The organism is Bradyrhizobium ivorense, assembly GCF_900696085.1.
GTDB lineage: Bacteria > Pseudomonadota > Alphaproteobacteria > Rhizobiales > Xanthobacteraceae > Bradyrhizobium > Bradyrhizobium ivorense.
Map to the genome: position 1 here is coordinate 1,725,345 of NZ_CAADFC020000004.1, position 17,254 is coordinate 1,742,598.

The 17,254-nt window shown below is 64.3% G+C and carries 15 protein-coding genes; 7 read left to right on the plus strand and 8 right to left on the minus strand.

What is annotated here, in order from left to right:
• Positions 1–686: 686 nt before the first annotated feature.
• Complete coding sequence (locus CI41S_RS08745) at positions 687–1,487, minus strand: DUF3108 domain-containing protein (RefSeq protein WP_244626448.1); 801 nt, start codon at positions 1,485–1,487, stop codon at positions 687–689.
• A gap of 379 nt (positions 1,488–1,866) precedes the next feature.
• On the opposite strand from CI41S_RS08745, the gene rpmB reads away from it, so the two are divergent.
• The 3 genes from rpmB to CI41S_RS08760 all read left to right on the plus strand — a co-directional run bounded on the left by rpmB (position 1,867) and on the right by CI41S_RS08760 (position 3,492).
• Positions 1,867–2,175: a 50S ribosomal protein L28 gene (gene rpmB / locus CI41S_RS08750; RefSeq protein WP_139481766.1), complete on the plus strand. Its 309-nt coding sequence runs from the start codon at positions 1,867–1,869 to the stop codon at positions 2,173–2,175.
• A gap of 127 nt (positions 2,176–2,302) precedes the next feature.
• Complete coding sequence (locus tag CI41S_RS08755) at positions 2,303–2,761, plus strand: very short patch repair endonuclease (protein WP_139858505.1); 459 nt, start codon at positions 2,303–2,305, stop codon at positions 2,759–2,761.
• Positions 2,762–2,829: 68 nt separating this feature from the next.
• A complete protein-coding gene (locus tag CI41S_RS08760; protein WP_139858506.1) occupies positions 2,830–3,492 on the plus strand; it encodes an SOS response-associated peptidase in 663 nt (220 codons plus the stop codon).
• Between the two features lie 2 nt (positions 3,493–3,494).
• Here the strand turns inward: CI41S_RS08760 and CI41S_RS08765 are convergent, their stop codons facing one another.
• The gene (locus CI41S_RS08765; protein WP_139481762.1) at positions 3,495–3,692 is read right to left on the minus strand and encodes a hypothetical protein; all 198 of its coding nucleotides are present in this window, start codon (positions 3,690–3,692) and stop codon (positions 3,495–3,497) included.
• Positions 3,693–4,887: 1,195 nt separating this feature from the next.
• Between CI41S_RS08765 and CI41S_RS08770 the strand changes: the two genes are divergently transcribed.
• A complete protein-coding gene (locus tag CI41S_RS08770; protein ID WP_139481761.1) occupies positions 4,888–5,112 on the plus strand; it encodes a hypothetical protein in 225 nt (74 codons plus the stop codon).
• Between the two features lie 320 nt (positions 5,113–5,432).
• Positions 5,433–6,638 (plus strand): ABC transporter substrate-binding protein, encoded by a 1,206-nt coding sequence (locus tag CI41S_RS08775; RefSeq protein ID WP_139858507.1) that lies wholly within the window; start codon positions 5,433–5,435, stop codon positions 6,636–6,638.
• A 65-nt stretch (positions 6,639–6,703) separates the two neighbouring features.
• On the opposite strand, the gene CI41S_RS08780 is transcribed toward CI41S_RS08775, so the two are convergent.
• The 3 genes from CI41S_RS08780 to CI41S_RS08790 form a co-directional block, all read right to left on the minus strand.
• Entirely contained in the window at positions 6,704–7,669 is a 966-nt protein-coding gene (locus tag CI41S_RS08780; RefSeq protein WP_139858508.1) for an alpha/beta hydrolase, read from the minus strand.
• A 72-nt stretch (positions 7,670–7,741) separates the two neighbouring features.
• Positions 7,742–11,209 (minus strand): acyl-[ACP]--phospholipid O-acyltransferase, encoded by a 3,468-nt coding sequence (locus CI41S_RS08785; protein ID WP_139858509.1) that lies wholly within the window; start codon positions 11,207–11,209, stop codon positions 7,742–7,744.
• A 280-nt stretch (positions 11,210–11,489) separates the two neighbouring features.
• Positions 11,490–11,744 (minus strand): hypothetical protein, encoded by a 255-nt coding sequence (locus CI41S_RS08790; protein WP_139858510.1) that lies wholly within the window; start codon positions 11,742–11,744, stop codon positions 11,490–11,492.
• Between the two features lie 51 nt (positions 11,745–11,795).
• Here CI41S_RS08790 and CI41S_RS08795 point away from each other — a divergent pair, with 51 nt between their 5' ends.
• Positions 11,796–12,413, plus strand: a complete 618-nt coding sequence (locus tag CI41S_RS08795) for a TetR/AcrR family transcriptional regulator (protein ID WP_172627952.1) — start codon at positions 11,796–11,798, stop codon at positions 12,411–12,413.
• 3 nt (positions 12,414–12,416) lie between these two features.
• Here CI41S_RS08795 and CI41S_RS08800 read toward each other — a convergent pair whose 3' ends face one another.
• Positions 12,417–12,836: a hypothetical protein gene (locus CI41S_RS08800; RefSeq protein ID WP_139481756.1), complete on the minus strand. Its 420-nt coding sequence runs from the start codon at positions 12,834–12,836 to the stop codon at positions 12,417–12,419.
• A 214-nt stretch (positions 12,837–13,050) separates the two neighbouring features.
• Here CI41S_RS08800 and CI41S_RS08805 point away from each other — a divergent pair, with 214 nt between their 5' ends.
• Positions 13,051–15,318 (plus strand): T6SS phospholipase effector Tle1-like catalytic domain-containing protein, encoded by a 2,268-nt coding sequence (locus CI41S_RS08805; RefSeq protein WP_139858511.1) that lies wholly within the window; start codon positions 13,051–13,053, stop codon positions 15,316–15,318.
• A gap of 51 nt (positions 15,319–15,369) precedes the next feature.
• Here CI41S_RS08805 and CI41S_RS08810 read toward each other — a convergent pair whose 3' ends face one another.
• Entirely contained in the window at positions 15,370–16,470 is a 1,101-nt protein-coding gene (locus tag CI41S_RS08810) for an LLM class flavin-dependent oxidoreductase (protein ID WP_139858512.1), read from the minus strand.
• A gap of 430 nt (positions 16,471–16,900) precedes the next feature.
• On the minus strand, positions 16,901–17,254 hold a 354-nt coding region (locus CI41S_RS08815), incomplete at its 5' end, for a transposase (protein ID WP_139858513.1).

The following is a 17,254-nucleotide window of genomic DNA, read 5'->3' on the forward strand; positions in this document are numbered from 1 at the left end:
AGAGGTCGGCGCATCGCGCCGGGTGAGGGGGACTCTCCGCGCGAGGGAGACCATGCAGCGCGCTCCGTCAATATCGTCACTCCGGCGCGATCCAGCAACACGGCATCCCGGATCACGCGTCCTTTCGCGCAAAATCTGTCTCACAATGCGACGCTTTCCGCTGTCAGCTTAAGCTTCGGAACGAGTCTAGAACGAATCGCGGCCGAATCGCTGACTCCATTCCATGCCTGAAACGTTCACCGCAACATCTCGGTCCGGTCTGAGGCCGCGGCACTAGATCAAGTTTGAGAGGGCTCCACAAGCACAGGATATGCGGACTGAATTCCTTAAGTTCCAGGGGTCACCGAGTCGAATCAGAACCGGGCAAGAGTCAACTGGATTCGGGTGACGTTTGTTGCGTCGGCCAAGCGTAGCCCGCATGCAGCGAAGCGGAATGCGGGACCAGTCGACCCGCGGGTATTCCGGCCCCGGATTTCGCCTCGCTGCATCCGGGCTACAAAGCTACGAAGCTCAACCCGTCACCCCCGCGCAAAGGCTTCGCCTTTGTCGCTGGAGGTGCGAGCTCTTGCGAGCCTCGAAGGGTCGACGGCCGCCAGCGGGGCCGATTCATCCTTCGAGGCTCGCCGAAGAGGCTCGCACCTCAGGATGACGGGTCGAACAGTGCGGCAGGGCCCGCGAAATCAATCCTACTGCGTCTTCGCCACGCGCGGCGGCGCGGCCGTGGTGACGAACGACGTCGCCTCCAGCATGGCCTGGCCGAGCGGGGTCGGGATCGTCATGCGGAACGGCACCAGCAGGCGGGTGCCGGCGATCGGCGCGAAGGCGATCTCGATGTTGCGCTGGGCGGCGAGATATTTGATCACCGGGCGATCCGGGATGTAGCCCGCGATCGGCACGAAATAGACTGCGCAGACCAGCGCCGGGCCGTGATAGCCGCGCTCGGCCTTCACCATCTCGACCCGCTTGAAATCGAGCTTGAGGTCGTAGCGCATGCGGCCGTCGAACACCCCGGCCGAGGTGCGGCAGACATCCGGGCTCATCAGCTCGGCATTGCCGGGCACGCGCAAGAGCGAGCCGGTCATCGGGTCGAACACGCCCTTCTTGTGCGCGTCGGTGACCGGGATGCGGTCGGCATCGACCGGCGGCTCCGGCTCGATCGCGGAGTCCTTGATGGTGCCGCCCGCCAGCACCATGCGGATGGTTTCGGATTTCTTCGCGGTGGTGGTGGTCGCGCTGTAGGCGGTGGCGACCGGGATGCCGTTGACGATCCGGCCCTGCGAGGCGCCCGAGCCGCTGCCGCCGGAAAACGCCTTCAACAGCCCCGCGGTGCCGCCCTGGGCCGAGGCCGAGAACGCCTCCTCGCCGATGTCGACGGTCCAGGAGCCCTTGCCGACCGGGATACCGGCGAGCGTCGCCTCATACTGCGCCTCGAGCCGGCCCTGGGCGCGCGACGCCTCCGGGCCGAACAGCAGAAAAGCGCCGGCCAGGAGGCCGACGAGCCACCCATAGGGAGGCAAAATGGCAATCGGGGTGGTCACTTACCTGACGGTCCTGCTATCGGCGCTCTGTCTTGTCATCCAGGCGAACAAGGTGGCCGGACAACGCGAGCGTCCTGTATGGAACTAAGCGTTGCAACGGAATACGCCCTTTATATGGTTGCCTCATGCGGCGTTAAGTGGCTGGAACGGCTGATGAACCCAGCAATTCGGACGAGGGCGAAGCCGCTATAAAACCTTGACGCTCTCCCATTCTGCCCCTATACACCCGCGGTTCCTGGAAAATGGACGCGAATTCAAAACCCCTGCACGGGCCGCGTGACCGCACGCTCCGCCCGCAAGAGGCGGGGATGGAAAAGGATTTTTGCAAATGTCCCGGCGCTGCGAACTGACCGCCAAGGGCCCCCAGACGGGCCACAAGGTGAGCCACTCCAACATCAAGACCAAGCGGCGCTTCCTGCCGAACCTGTGCAACGTGACCTTCATCTCCGATGCACTCGGCCGCAACGTCCGCCTGCGCGTCTCCTCCAACGCGATCAAGAGCGTCGACCACAATGGCGGCCTCGACGCCTTCCTGATCAAGGCCAAGGCCGACGTGCTCTCGCCCCGCGCCCTCGAACTCAAGCGCGCGATCGAGAAGAAGGTCGGCAAGCCGGCGCCGGTGAAGCAGGCGAGCTGAGCGGGGCGGCCGCGAGAAGCGGGAAAAGCTGAAAGAGATTTGATCGGCCGGGTCGATGACCCGGCCGTTTTTGTTTTGGTCCGAGATTAACTCAGTCCTCTACGTGCAAGAACGTCGGATAATATCGATGAAACAGGCGATAGCTCTCGATCGCCTGCAGCGAACTCTGGGCGTCATCTGCGGGAAGGATACCGCGCCGGAGGTACGGGTGCGCCGTGCTGCGCATGGGCTTGGTCTACGATTTCGGCTCCATAGAGCCGATCTACCAGGAACGCCTGATCTGCTCTTTACAAGCCGCCGGTTGGCCGTCTTCGTCCACGGGTGTTTCTGGCATCGGCACCCGCGCTGCCCCAAAGCATCTGCACCCTCGTCAGAGTTTTGGGCGACGAAATTTAAGTCCAATGTCGCACGAGATAGGCGCGTGGAGAAAGAGTTACGCGCCTTAGGTTGGGACGTTATTGTAATTTGGGAATGCGAGACCAAAAAGTCGGAGACCCTTGCAAGAATTCTCACCACAAAAATTCTACGCCGAAAGGTTGGAAGCGTAAAACGATCCGCAAGCCGATTGAGACATCGCAAGCGCTGATGAGGTGGGCCGACGCACCGCTTCGTCTAGTGGACCAACGCCTCAGCAGGCACACGCACTAACACCCAATGTGCAACCTCTACTCCATCACCACGAACCAGGAGGCCATCCTCCGGCTGTTTCGCGTGGTCAATCGCTATGTCGGCAATCTGCCGTCGATGCCGGGGGTGTTTCCGGATTATCCGGCGCCGGTGGTGCGCGATGCCGGCGGCGAGCGGGAGATGGTGATGATGCGCTGGGGCATGCCGCCGCCGCCGCGCAGCGGCGGGCCGCCGGTCACCAACATCCGCAACACCTCATCGCCGCACTGGCGCGGCTGGCTGACGGAAGCGCACCGCTGCCTGGTGCCGCTCAACAGCTTTGCCGAATATGCGCCGGAGCCGAATCCCAAGACCAAGAAGAAGGACGTGGTGTGGTTCGCGTTGTCGGACGATCGCCCGCTCTGCGCCTTTGCCGGCATCTGGACCGAGACCAAGGCCGATCGCGGCACCAAGTCGAAGCCGATCCCCGGGCCGCATCTGGTCTATGGCTTCCTCACCACGGCGCCGAACGCGATCGTCGAGCCGATCCACGCCAAGGCGATGCCGGTGATCCTGACCACGGACGAGGAGCGCGATGTCTGGCTGCGCGCGCCGTGGAGCGAGGCCAAGGCGTTGCAGCGGCCGCTGGCCGATGACGCGTTAAAGATCGTGATGCGCGGGGAGGACAAGGAAGACAAGCCCGCCGCTTAATTCTACGTCGGCGTCTTCAATCCGCGCGAGGCCACCCATGCGTCGATATTCGCGGCGGTCTCGGCCTGGCGGGCCATGCGCATGAGGCGGTCGCGGGCGACGCCTGAAGGCATCGCGTTGGCTTCATTGCGCAGGCGGATCGATTCATCCGCGAGGCGCTGCTGCGGGGACCTGCGGGTGTCGGGAAGCTTGATCTGCATCACGCGGCTCCATTCCAAGAGTGAGGCGGGAGCGCAATGGGCGTTCTCGGTCACCGATAGCTGCCAGGATGTCTGTGCGATGATGGAAGAACGCTACGCCTGCCGCGGGGGCAAGACCGTCCACAAGTGAACACAACGGCGAAGAATTTGGGCGCCGTGCCGCGCGTGCGCCAAAGAACGAATTCTGACAGCATTTTCAGCGCGATATGTCCTGTCCAGTCCCCGCGATGAAAATATTCCTCTTTCAATTTACGGAAATCAGCATTAGAAACAGCGCATCCCGCCTCCTCCAGGAGGGGCGTATCGCGGTCGTCACGGACGTTGGAAGCGGGATGCGGTGGACGCGAGAAGGCCTCGGCCGACGATCCGGGCTTTCATCGCGGACGGTGAAGTCGTGTGGTCCCTACGCCCCAGTGGCAGGCGTTGCGCCGTGCATGACGAATGCGCGGCAGCGGTGACAATCAAGCCAGGTCTCGCCGGGGAGAGCACGTATAAGCCGTAAACCATCCGCGCGGGGAACGCCGGGTTACCCGGCCGTACCTGTGGTCCTACCCCCGTGCTTTTTGTTGCACGGGGCCCATGGGTGCGTGTCGGCACCCGGCGTTCCCTGCGCCCTCTGCTTTCCGAAGCGAGGGCGGCCTGCCGCAAAGCTCGGGCCGATTCGGCCGCGAGGATGCGGGCGCTTACCCTCCGCTGTCTGACAGGTGAATCGAGTGGCGCTGATGGCATCGTCAGCTGCGCGCGATGGCGCGAGGCGCGAGGCAGATTCTTCTCTGTGTCGGCGCGCGTGAAGCAAGACAATCCACAATGTGATCCGAGGAGAGATGGATTTCTTCGTCGCTGACGCGCCTCGCAATGACGGCGAGACAGTGGCGGCAGATGTCACGCACAGCATCACACAGCGCACACGATGCGGAGCGCGGTGAAAGAATGCTTAACGCGCGCGACTTGCTCACGACATTGCGAGCACATGAGGCGCATGCAAAAGACCGCTACCTCTCACCACGCGTTCTGTGCGAACGAGGCCGCCCGCGACGCTCGCGATTCGGCGCAAATTTTTTGGAGCCGTTCCAGCGTTGCAGGAAGATCACGGTCAGCACAACTCATCGTGAGGCGCACGCGCCGCACTCTTGGGAAGATGCCGCACCGCACATAGATCGTGTCTCAAGAACGACCTCAACGAAGGAATTGGTCAATGCAAGTTCGCGCAATCGATCCGCGCGGAAGACTGGTGCCTGCGATTGCCGCAGCCGCGATTGCGGTGCTGGCGACGACTGCGCTGTTTCTCCTCGAATTCCACCCGCCCCGCAATGTGACCGTCGGGCAAACGGGCATGATCACCAACGCCGCTGCGAGCCGCGCCGGCGCCACCGTGCTCCCGACCGATCCGATCACCACCGGCAGCGTGACGGTGCGGTAGACTTCTCTTCTCCCTCGCCCCGCTCTTCGCGGGGAGAGGGTCGGGGTGAGGGGCTCTCTCCACCAGTGAACTGGCGGACGTACCTGTACCCCCTCACCCGGATCGCATGTCGCTACGCTCATGCGATCCGACCTCTCCCCGCAGGCGGGGAGAGGTGAAGTAGGCGGGGAGAGGTGAAGGAAGAAAACGCGACATTCCACATCGCGGCAAACCTCGCCACATTTCTGCATCCCTGCCCCGGCGTCTCGCCGCAAGCCTCTCCGCTACGGCGTCGTTAAGCTCTCCCGGCCAACAACAAGAACGCCACAGGGAGGCTCTCAATGACATGGAAGGCCATCACGGCCATAGCCGTGCTCGCGCTTGCGACGCAGGCGCACGCGGCGGAGAAGAAATACGGCACGGGTGCCAGCGACACCGAGATCAAGCTTGGCCAGACCTCGCCATTCTCAGGCGCAGCGTCGGCCTACAGCGTGATCGCGAAGACGCAGGCCGCCTACTTCAAGATGATCAACGACCAGGGCGGCGTGAACGGGCGCAAGATCAATCTGATCACGCTCGACGACGGCTACTCGCCGCCGAAGACGGTGGAGCAGACCCGCAAGCTGGTGGAGCAGGAGGAGGTCGCCGCGATCCTCAATCCGCTGGGCACGCCGACCGGCCTTGCCGTGCGCAAATATCTCAACGACAAGAAAGTGCCGCAGCTGTTCGTCGGCGCCGGCGCCACGCTGTGGGGCGACCATGCGCATTATCCGTGGTCGATCGGTTTCCAGCCGTCCTACCAGGCCGAGACCGCGGTCTATGCGAAGTACGTGCTGACGCAAAAGCCGGACGCGAAGATCGCGCTGTTCTACCAGAACGACGACGCCGGCAAGGATTACGGCAACGGATTCAAGAAAGGCCTGGGGCCTGAGAACACCGCCAAGATGGTGGTGGCGGAGGCGACCTATGAATCGACCGATCCGACGGTCGACAGCCAGATCGTCAAGCTGAAATCATCGGGCGCCAACGTGCTGTTCATGCACGCGATCCCGAAGCAGGCGGCGCAGGCGATCAAGAAGATCGGCGAGATCGGCTGGAAGCCCGATTTGTTCTTCCTCGCGGCGACCTCGACCTCGGTGTCCTCGGTGCTGAAGCCCGCCGGCTTCGAGCATTCCAAGGGCATCATCTCGTCCTACTCGCTGAAAGATCCCAACGATCCGCAGTGGAAGGACGATAAGGACGTCATCGCCTGGCAGGACTTCATGACGACGTATTTTCCGGACGGCAATCGGCAGGACCAGCTGATCGTCTACGGCTATGTGGTGGCGGAGGCGACGGTGCAGGTGCTGAAGCAGTGCGGCGACGACCTCACCCATGAGAACATCATGAAGCAGGCTGCGAACCTCGATATCGCGTTGCCGATGTTCCTGCCCGGCATCAAGCTGAAGACGTCGCCGACCGACTACTTCCCCGTCGAGGCGATGCGGCTGCAAAAGTTCAACGGCGAGACGTGGGAGCTGTTCGGCGACACGATCGGGAATGATTGAGGAGCGTGGCACGCTCTATCCTCTCCCTCTCCCCGTTCTTCACGGGGAGAGGTGAAGGCAGAGAGCTACGCCACCCCCTTCACCAGCAGCGCCTTGAAATCGGCGCGCGCGCGCTGCGCTTCGGTCCGTGCGGTCTCCGAGGCATCGCCGAGGCCGAAATAGCCGTGAATCAGACCCTCGCCTTCGTGATACCTCACCGGCACGCCGGCCGCCTTCAATGCCCTCGCATAGGCATGGCCCTCGTCGCGCAGCGGATCGAACCAGGCGGTGGTGACGACCGCCGGCGCGACACCAGCAAGGCTCTTGGCGCGCAGCGGCGAGACGCGCCAGTCGGCGCCGTCGGCCATCTCGGCGAGGTAATGGCCGCAGAACCACTCCATGGTCGCGCGGGTCAGGAAATAGCCCTCGGCATTCTCGGCGCGCGACGGGAATCTTGCGTTCTCGGTCGGATCGGCAAAATTGCCGACGACGTCGGTGACGGGATAGACGAGCAGCTGCCCGGCGAGCTTGATGCCGGCATCGCGGCAGGCCAGCGCCGTGGTGGCGGCGAGATTGCCGCCCGCGGAATCGCCGGCGACGCCGACGCGCGAAAGATCGCCGCCGAACTCGCCGATGCGCGCGACCACATCGCGGACGGCGGCGAACGCATCCTCGAACGCACCGGGAAAGCGCGTCTCGGGCGGGCGGCGGTAATCGACCGAGATCACCACCGCGCCGGTCTCGATCACGAGGTTGCGGGCCTGGCGATCATGCGTCTCGAGATCGCCGGCGACCCAGCCGCCGCCGTGGAAGAAGATCACCGTCGGCGCCCTGCCGCTGCCGTTGCGATAGAGCCGCGCCGGGCGCTTGCCGGCGCCGCCCTGAACCTCGATGTCGCTGACATGCTCGACCGGCGGCGGCGGCACCGCGGCGCGGGCATCGGCCAGCGCGCGCAGCGAGTCGCGGGCGCTCTGCGGCGTCATCACGGTGGGATCGCGCAGCGGCAGCAGCGGGATGATTTTTTCAACGACGGGATCGAGCGGAAGCGGCATGAGGATGTGCTTTCTTGCGGGAGCAGTTGCCAGCCATCTGACAACATGCTCCCGAAAAGCACAACCCGTCCGTCATGCGACGTGCTGCTGCGGCGCCGGCTCGGTCTCGGCTTCCTCCTCAGCCGGCTCGGCCTGTGGCGCGGGCGCAGCAGCCAGCTGCTCGGCGATCTCCTTGGCGAGCGCGGTGGCGCCGACATAGTCGGTCTTGCCGGTTCCGAGCAGCGGCACCTTGTCGACCACGCGGATGTCGGCGGGCACCGCGAGCTCGGAGGCGCCGGCGCTCTTGGCCTGGCGCTGCATTGCGGCGCGGTCGGCGTCCTTTTGCGTCGTCAGCAGCACAATGCGTTCGCCCTTGCGCTGGTCGGGCAGCGTCACCGCAACCGACATCGCCTGCGGCCACAGCGCGGATGCAATCGCCTCGACCGCCGACAGCGAGACCATCTCGCCGGCGATCTTGGCGAACCGCTTGGCGCGGCCCTTGATGGCGATAAAGCCCTGGGCGTCGACCGTGACGATGTCGCCGGTGTCGTGCCAGCCCTCGGCAAGCGGCTCGAGCACGCCGGGATTTTCCGCGCGGAGGTAGCCGAGCATCACGTTCGGACCCTTCACCGAGAGCCGGCCGCCCTCCTCGATGCCGGGGACCGGATCGAGGCGGTACTCCATCAGCGGCGAGATCCGGCCGACGGTGCCCTGGCGGTTGGCCATCGGCGTGTTCATCGCCAGCACCGGCGCGGTCTCGGTGACGCCGTAGCCTTCGAGGATGCGGATGCCGTAACGCTCCATGTAGATCTGGCGGGTGCGCTCCTTCACCGCCTCAGCGCCAGCAATGACGAGGCGCAGGGTGCGGAAGTCGTAGGCGTGCGCCGAGCGGGCGTAGCCGGTGAGGAAGGTGTCGGTGCCGAACAGGATGGTGGCGCCGGTCTGGTAGATCAGCTCGGGCACGATCCGGTAGTGCAGCGGCGACGGGTACATGAAGATCGGGATGCCGCCGAGGATCGGCATCATCATGCCGCCGGTGAGGCCAAAGGAGTGGAACACCGGCAGCACGTTGAACACCTTGTCGCGTGCATTGGCATCGACCCGCGCCAGCGCCTGCGCGGCGTTGGCGAGGATGTTGCGGTGGGACAGCACGACGCCCTTCGGCGTGCCTTCCGAGCCCGAAGTGAACAGCACCACCGCGGGATCGTTGGCCTTGCGGGCAACGCGCGGCGCGATGCCGGCGCGGAAGCCCGCGATCTTGTCGCCAAGACCGATGCTTGCGCGCACGTCCTCGAGATAGACGACGCGGGCCTGGCCGGAAATCGCGGCGACCAGCTTGTCGAGCTTGCCCTTCTCGATGAACGCCTTCGAGGTCAGCACAGTCTTCACCTGCGCCGCCTTCATCGCCGCCAGCACGTTGACCGGGCCGGCCGAGAAGTTGAGCATCGCCGGCACCCGGCCGATGGTCTGCAGCGCCATGAACACCACAGCGACGCCGGCCGAGTTCGGCAGCAGCACGCCGACATACTCGCCGACCGAAGTGCCCTGCTCGAGCTTGCGGCTCAAGACCTGCGCGCCGAGGATCAGCTTGCGATAGGTCAGCTTGGTGCCGAGCGCGTCCTCGATGATCGGCTTGCCGGTATCGCGGTCGCGATAGGCGTGGCCGAGGCCTTCGAACAGCGTCTGGTCGAGCATGCCGTTCTTGACCATGGCGTCGATCATGACGTCCTGCAGCGCGGCGCCGGCGGCGTTGCGGCGGGCCTTGCCGCGCAGCGACTGGTCGACCGGCAGTTTGACCGGCGGCAGGATCGTGATCGTCACCTTGGGAAACCAGGAACGCTTGATCTCGCCATTGGTGAGATAGCTGAGATGCGAGCGCTGCGCGCCCTCGATGCGGACCGGCACGACCACGGCGTCGGCCTTGTCGGCGATCATCGCGGTGCCGTCATAGACCTTCATCAGCGAGCCCGACAGCGTGATGCGCCCTTCCGGGAAGATCACCACCGGCTCGCCGGCGGCGACCAGCTTGATCAGGTCGCGCGCGGCCAGCGGCTTGGACGGGTCCATCGTGTAGTGCTTGATCATCTTCAGGAACGGCTTTGCCCACCACGCCTTGGAGATCCCGGTATCGACCGCAAAGCTCGCGTCGATCGGCAAAGTCGCGTGCAGCAGCGGGCCGTCGACCAGGCTGACATGGTTGGGCGCGATCAGCATCCGCGTGCCCGGAGCCGGCAGGTTCTCCATGCCGCGGACCTCGACGCGGAACAGGGCGCGGAACAGCAGCGCGCCGAAGTCGCGCACGCCCTCCTTGCCCCACTTGCTCAGCACGAACCACACCGTGCCAAAGCTCGCAATCGCGAGGCCGAAGAAGATCCAGGCGATCGCAAGGCCTGCAGCCTGCAGCGCCGCGACGAGCAGCGCGCCGCCGACCATGAAGCCGGCCTGCAAAACGTTGCCGGCGGCGATGATGCGGGCGCGCTCGGACGGCGCAGTCCAGGCCTGCACCGCGGCGAACGACGGCACCACGAACAGGCCGCCGCCGAAGGCGAACAGGAAGAAGTCGACCAGCATGCGGAAGCCACCGAACGAGGCCGCGAACGCCGCCGCGCTGACGTCCTTGCCAAGCGAGGTGTGGCCGATCGCCCAGGCGAGGTCGAGGCCGACGATGCCCATCACGATGGCGCCGATCGGCACCAAAGCGAGATTGGGGCGGACATGGCTGAGCTGGGCGGCGAACAACGAGCCGGCGGCGATGCCGATCGCGAAGATGGCGAGGCACAGCGTCACGACGCTCTCGGTGCCGCCGACGCCGTCCTTGATCAACGCCGGCAGCAGCGACAGCACGATGGCGCCGACCATCCAGAACCACGACACGATCACCATGCCATCCCACAGCCGCGGCTCGGCATAGAGCGACTGCAACAGGCGCACGGTCGAGGTCCAGGGGTTCTTGGTGATCGGCAGATCGGGCGCCGACGGCTGCGTCACCGGAATCCGCGACGCAAAGCCCCAGGACAGCACCGACAGGCCGACCACGGCGGTGCAGATCCAGCCCATGTGGCTGGCGCCCGCGACGAACAGGCCGCCGGCGATGGTGCCGATCAAAATCGCCATGAAAGTTGCGCCCTCGACCAGCGCGTTGCCGGTTGCGAGCTCGGATACCGCAAGCTGGTCGGGCAGCACGGCGTATTTCACCGGGCCGAACAGCGCGGCGACCGTGCCGAACAGCGCCAATGCTATGAACAGCAGCGGGATCGAATGCAGGAAGAAGCCGGCCGCGGCGAAGGCGGCGGCGAAGATCTCAAAGAATTTCAGGCGCCGCGCGACGACCGACTTGACGTATTTATCGGCGAGCTCGCCGCCGAGCGCCGACAGCACGAAGAACGGGAAGATGAAGACGGCACCGGCCACCGTGACCAGCATCGGGCCCTGCTCGGTGGCGGCGCTGTAAAGCAGCATGATGACCAGCGCGTTCTTCAGCACGTTGTCGTTCAGTGCCGAGCAGAACTGGGCCCAGAACAACGGCGCGAAGCGGCGGGACGACATCAATTCCTTGATCATGACCGTTTCCTTGAGTTCGGGCCTGCAGCGCCGAATGTGGTGCAATGTCGCGGGTCGGGGGACTGGCGATGTGAAATGAACGGGATGCCGCAGCCTTTAGTCTTTTTCGTAACGGATCGGTTCGAACCGGCGCAGCTTGCCGGCAGCGAGGCGCTGGGACACTGCCCGACAGAGATGTACGAGACCTTATTCGGGCCTGTGGTCGACCGAGCGTGGGACGGGCTGACGGCGGACATGGTGAGTGCTTTGTTGCGGTTTCGCGGACAATTGCCCGATCGGTTCAGGTCAGCTCGCTCAGGCCGCCGAACGGCGACAGCGGGCAGTTGCGCTGGTTGCAGCGGCCGCTGCCGGACGCCGCCGGGCGCGGCGCGCGCGCCTCGGCGCGCCGCTGCTCCAGCACGCCTGCGACGTCGCAGGCGCGGGCGATCCGCTCGATCGGCGCGGTCGCCAGATCAACGATCGAACGGCCGAAGCCCTTCACGAGGTCGATCGCGTAGTCGAAGGTGGTGGTCTGTTGAAGTGCTAGGGTCTGCATCTGGGTGGCCTCCAAGCCGTTTTGAGCAACGCTCAAGTTAGTAGCCTGAAAATGAACATTGTTCAAGAAGAATCGCGACGGGATCGAAAAAAACTGCAGCGGCGGCTTTTGCTGATCGAGATCGCGCGCCAGTTAATCGCGACTAAGGGACTGAGATCATTGAAGGTTCGCGACGTCGCCGAGGCCGTCGAGTGTTCCATCGGGAGCGTCTATAACGAGTTCGGCGACTTCGACGGCCTGATCCTGACCGTCAACCGGGAAACGGTTCTGGCGCTGACCGCCCGGCTGACGGCGGTTCCGTCCGACGATCCCCTGCGGCAGCTGCACGGGCTCGCCGATGCCTATCTCGGCTTCGCGACCGAGCACGCCAATCTGTTGCGCTCGTTGTTCGAGCACCGGATGGAGGACGACCGGCCGTTTCCGGAGGACATCCTCGCGATGGTGATGGATGCGTTCGCGGTGATGCACGCGCCGCTGGTGCGGCTGCTGCCCGATCACGATCCGGGCGACGTCGCATTGCTGTCGCGGATGATGTTCTCCGCGGTGCACGGCATCATCTCGCTCGGCCTGGAAGAGCGCATGGTCGCGGTGCCGCCGGAGCGGCTGCGCGAGCGGCTCGCGCACTTCATCGACACGCATCTCGCAGGACTGGGCATTCCGCGCCGTTGACGATCAGGCACGCATTCGCGCGATCGTGCCGGCGACGACCTGCATGGCGACGCCGAGGACCCAGCCCAGCATGATCGCAGCGGTCCAGCTGATGTCCGGCTCGCTGCGCAATACGACAACGCCGACCGAGAAGAATGCGACCAGCGTCGCAAGGAAGGTGCCGACCGCGCTGAGCAGCTCGGCCGCATCGATCTTGCGCATCGAGGTCGAGCCCTTCGGGTGGAACAGCTTTGGCGGCGTATCGATGCCGAGATAGAAACCGATGGCGCCGCCGAGCATCATGATGAGCAGGAATGCCTGCGAGGTCAGTGCCGATACGCTCGAACCGACATGGATGGCTACGAACAGGCCGCTCGCCGCCCCTGCCATGGCAAGGCCGAAGCGCTCCAGCACATGGGCAAATTTTCGAACGCGGGCTTGCATCGCTGTGCCCTCAATTGCCCCTTGCAGCGAGGTTAAGCCTTTTCGCTGCATCGCGATAGTCGCCGCGCTCTCACATGACTGCGACCGGGCGACGCTTTGTGCGCCAGTTCACACCTAACGCGGTATCGAATGATTAAGAACGATCCAAAGTAGCGCGCGCATTTGCGCCTACTACGCTGCACTCTTGGTTTGACCCTTCCGCGAGCGCCTTGCGATGCCCAGTCCCAAGATCATCATCCTGTCGGACGGCACCGGCAACGCAGCCTCCAGCATTTGGCGAACGAATGTCTGGCGGATATTTCAGGCGCTCGATCTGAACAACGATAGCCAGGCCGCCAAGTATGATGACGGCGTCGGCACCTCGTCGTTCGTTCCGCTTGCGCTGCTTGGCGGCGCCTTCGGCTACGGTCTCAAGCGCAATATCCTTGATGCGTACAAGTTCATCTGCCGGAACTACGACCACCAGAACCATTCGAAGATTTACCTGTTCGGATTTAGCCGCGGCGCATTCACCGCGCGCGTGCTTGCTGCGCTCATTCTCGATCAGGGCTTGGTCGTCGCGGATACCGAGGCCGAGTTGCATGACGGCGCGGTGAAGGCCTACCGGGCGTATCGCGCGGACGGCTACCACTCCGTATGGCGCATCGAAGTGCTGTTCCGCGCCATTCGCGACCATATCCTCGTGCCGGTGCTGGATCACCTTCAGAGCAACAAGTCCTATGCGAAGATCGAGCGGAAGGCGGTCCCGACGATCGAGTTCATCGGCATCTGGGACACCGTCGCCGCCTATGGCCTGCCGATCGACGAGATGACCCGCGGCATCAGCAACTGGGTGTGGCCACTCGAACTGCCGAACCGGGTCCTGAGCCCACGCGTGAATTGCGCACGACATGCGCTGGCCCTCGACGACGAGCGCACCACCTTCCATCCGGTGCTATGGACCGAGCAGGAACCCGGACAGCCGCCGCCAGTCGTTCCGGCGACCATCGATGATGAGCGCCTCGTCCAGGTGTGGTTCGTCGGAATGCACGCCAATGTCGGCGGCGGCTATCCGGACGATGCCGTCGCATTCGTGCCGCTGGCGTGGCTGGTCGAGCAAGCGGCCAAGCGCGGTCTGGTCTTCAAGAGCGCGCCCGCCGCCGAGCCCGACGCGGTCAAATCGATCAAGTCGGCCGAGGACAAGGACGGCCGTCTTTACGATTCGCGGGCGGGTCTCGGCGCCTATTACCGTTACGGTCCTCGCAAAGTCGCCGAGCTCTGCAACGATTCTTACGCCGGCGTCAGCGTGCCGGTGCCGAAGATCCACGAAAGCGTGTTCGAGCGGATCGACAGCGGCTGCAACGCCTATGCGCCGATCGGACTTCCGCCCAATTATGTGGTGGTCTCGCGAAGCGGTCGGGTGAGCCCGCTGGGCCCTGACACATTCGAGACGCCAGCCGGCGCGCCGGCGCGCTATGCCGCGCAGGAGAAGCTGTGGAATTACGTCTGGATGCGGCGGATCGCTTACTTTGCCACGCTGGCGGCATCGCTGCATCTGGCGGCGTTCTGGCTGTTCCACAACCAGCACAAGGAACACGAATTCGATTCCCATGTCAGGATGGTTTCGGAGCTTGTGCGCTTCGTCGAATCGTTCCTGCCCAAGTCGTTTCACTGGTGGACCGATTGGTACGCCGGCAACCCGGAGTGGTTCGCCGGCGGGATCGCGGCCGTTGTCGTGCTGATGACCATCGGTAGTTCGCTCAGCGCCACGATCAGCGACAGGATGCGGATCATCTGGCGCGACCGCGCCAAGCCGGTTGCACTGTCAGGCTTTCTGCACAACACGCTGTATAACTTCCGGACCAGCACCATCTATCAATCGATCCTCAATGCGGGGAAACGGCATGTCGTTCCGGCCTTCCTTACCGCCCTCCTGGTATGGTTCAGCGCGACACTGCTCAGCCATTTCCTGTTCAACGCCTTCGATTCGACAGGCGCTTTCTGCAAGGGCACGGCAGCCGAGAAGCTCGTCGCCGTCGACAAGGGTATCCCGCAGGATGCGACCGATTTCGACACGACCGCGATATGCGCGCCGACCGGGCTGAAGGTCCGTACTGGCTTCAAGTATGAAATCGCAATCACCATGACCGAACCCTGGGAGGACTCCGGGCGTGCGGTCACGCCGATCGGATACAGGACGTCGACCATCGAGCCCGCAACGCGCTGGCGCGGATATGCGACGATCCTGCTTCGCCGCGTCCTGTTCCGGCCGTGGTTCAGGCTGATCGCACGCGTCGGAGAGACCGGGGTCGACGAGTATTTTCTCGATCCGGTGCCTGCGCCAAACAGCGCCCCACAGGTTTACAAAGCAAGGTTCACGGCCGACCGCAGCGGCGAGATTTTCCTGTATGTCAACGAGGCCGTCGTCGGCTTGCCGTGGGTCACCGATTGGTTCTATGTCGCCAACAAAGGCAAGGCGAAGGTAACCGTGCGTTTGCTGTAGAAGCGCAGGGCCGCATGACTGCGCGCCCCACCTTCCACATCTCGCAAGGGCTTACGCCGCGCGGCCCACCGAAGCATCGAGATGCTTCAGCTTCGGCAGCACTTCCTGCTTCAACAACCGGAGCGAATGGTGCCAGGCCTCGGGCTTGTGCTTGTAGTCGAAGCCGAACACCAGCAGCACGCCGAAGCCGCCGACCTCCCGGTAGATCTTCTCGATCTTCTCAGTGACGGTCGCGGGCGAACCGACGATCCAGTTGTGGCGCGCGCAATATTCGACGGTGACGTCGCTGTCGGGCACGTCAGGCGAGGCCTTCAGATAATCCTTGAAGCCGAAGTGGCCGAGCAGCGGCAGGAAGTACTCGCCCATCATCCGGCCCATCATGTCGCCGGTCGAGAGCTTCCACGCCTCTTCGTCAGTATCCGCGACGAACACCTCGCGCACCATGCGCCAATCCTTGCGGCTCGGCGTGCGGCCGGTCTTGGCGGCGCCAGCCTCCACCGAATCCCAGTGGCTGCCGACATAGGCCGGGTTGAGGTTGAGGCTCATCGGGATGAAGCCGCGCTCGCCGGCCAGCTTCAGCGTGTCGGAGTTCTTCGACAGGCCCGCGACACCGATCGGCGGATGCGGCGCTTGCAGCGGCTTGATGTGCGGCTTGAGGAAATCGAACATCGTGTCCGGCTTCGTCACCGTCCAGAACTTGCCCTTGTGGGTCCAGGGCCCCGGCTCGATCCACATCTTCAAGATGATCTCCAGCGCCTCGCGGGTCATGTCGCGGTTCTGGCCGGACATGCCGTCGACGTTGAACATCGCCCAGTCGCTCGGCAGTCCGCTGGCCGCGACGCCAAAATTCAGCCGCCCGTTCGAGAGATGATCGAGCATCGCGACGCGGTTGGCGAGCTCGGCCGGGTGGTGATAGGGCAGCAGGAAGCCGCCGGGGCCGATGCGGATGTTTTTCGTCTGCAGCAACGATTGCGCGATCAACAGATCCGGCGACGGATGCGGCTCCCACGGCGCGGTGTGATGCTCGCCGATCCAGGCTTCCTGATAGCCGAGCTCATCGAGCCAGCGCAGCACCTGCAGGTCCCAATCGTGGCCCTCCTTCAATCCGCACTCCGGCGGATGCGACGGCATCGCGAAGTATCCGAGTTGCATGGGTCTCCTCTCATCTTGTTTGATGCGTGTCTTGCGCGCACGCGATGGGAGAGTAGCGGCCGCTTCAGCGGCGGAATAGTGGCGCGTAGCCCGGATGGAGCGAAGCGCAATCCGGGGATCTCGCAACCGGCACAACCGTCCCGGATTTCGCTTCGCTCCATCCGGGCTTCTGTAACGGGCCTTGGTTAGTCAATCCCTTTTTGCATCATCCGCTCGCCGGGAACCTGCTTCTGTACGGGATCGGCGCGGTGGCCGTCGCCTGATGGGGTTCTAAGAGGAGCAGGCCGGCCAATCTACGGAAGCGTGATCGCATCAACGGATGCGTCGACAACCCGGATGACGGCCTGACCTGATCCATCGTCCCGGCGAAGGGACTTCGCTTCGGGAAGGCTGGTGTGGTGACCCGCCCGAAAACTTGTTTGCTCCTGTTTTAAGCCGCCATGGCGGTTGCCTTGGCAGTCGCGTTGAAGGGGACGTTGTCCTTGAGCATGCGCAGCATGATCACGGCGAGCTTGCGCGCCAGCGCCACCTTGGCCTTGCTGATGCCGGCGCGGCGGGCGATCCGCATCGCCCAGCTCTTGAGCTGCGCGCAGCCCTTGATCGGCTTGCTCAGGATGCTGTGGGCGGCCTCATAGAGCGCCTCGCGCACCGCGGCGTCGCCGTTTTTGCTGATGCGGCCGGAATAGTCGGTCTCGCCCGACTGATACTTCTTCGGCGTCAGCCCGAACAGCGGCCCCGCCCGCTTCGACGAAATGAAGCGGGAGGTGTCGTCGATGGCGCTGGC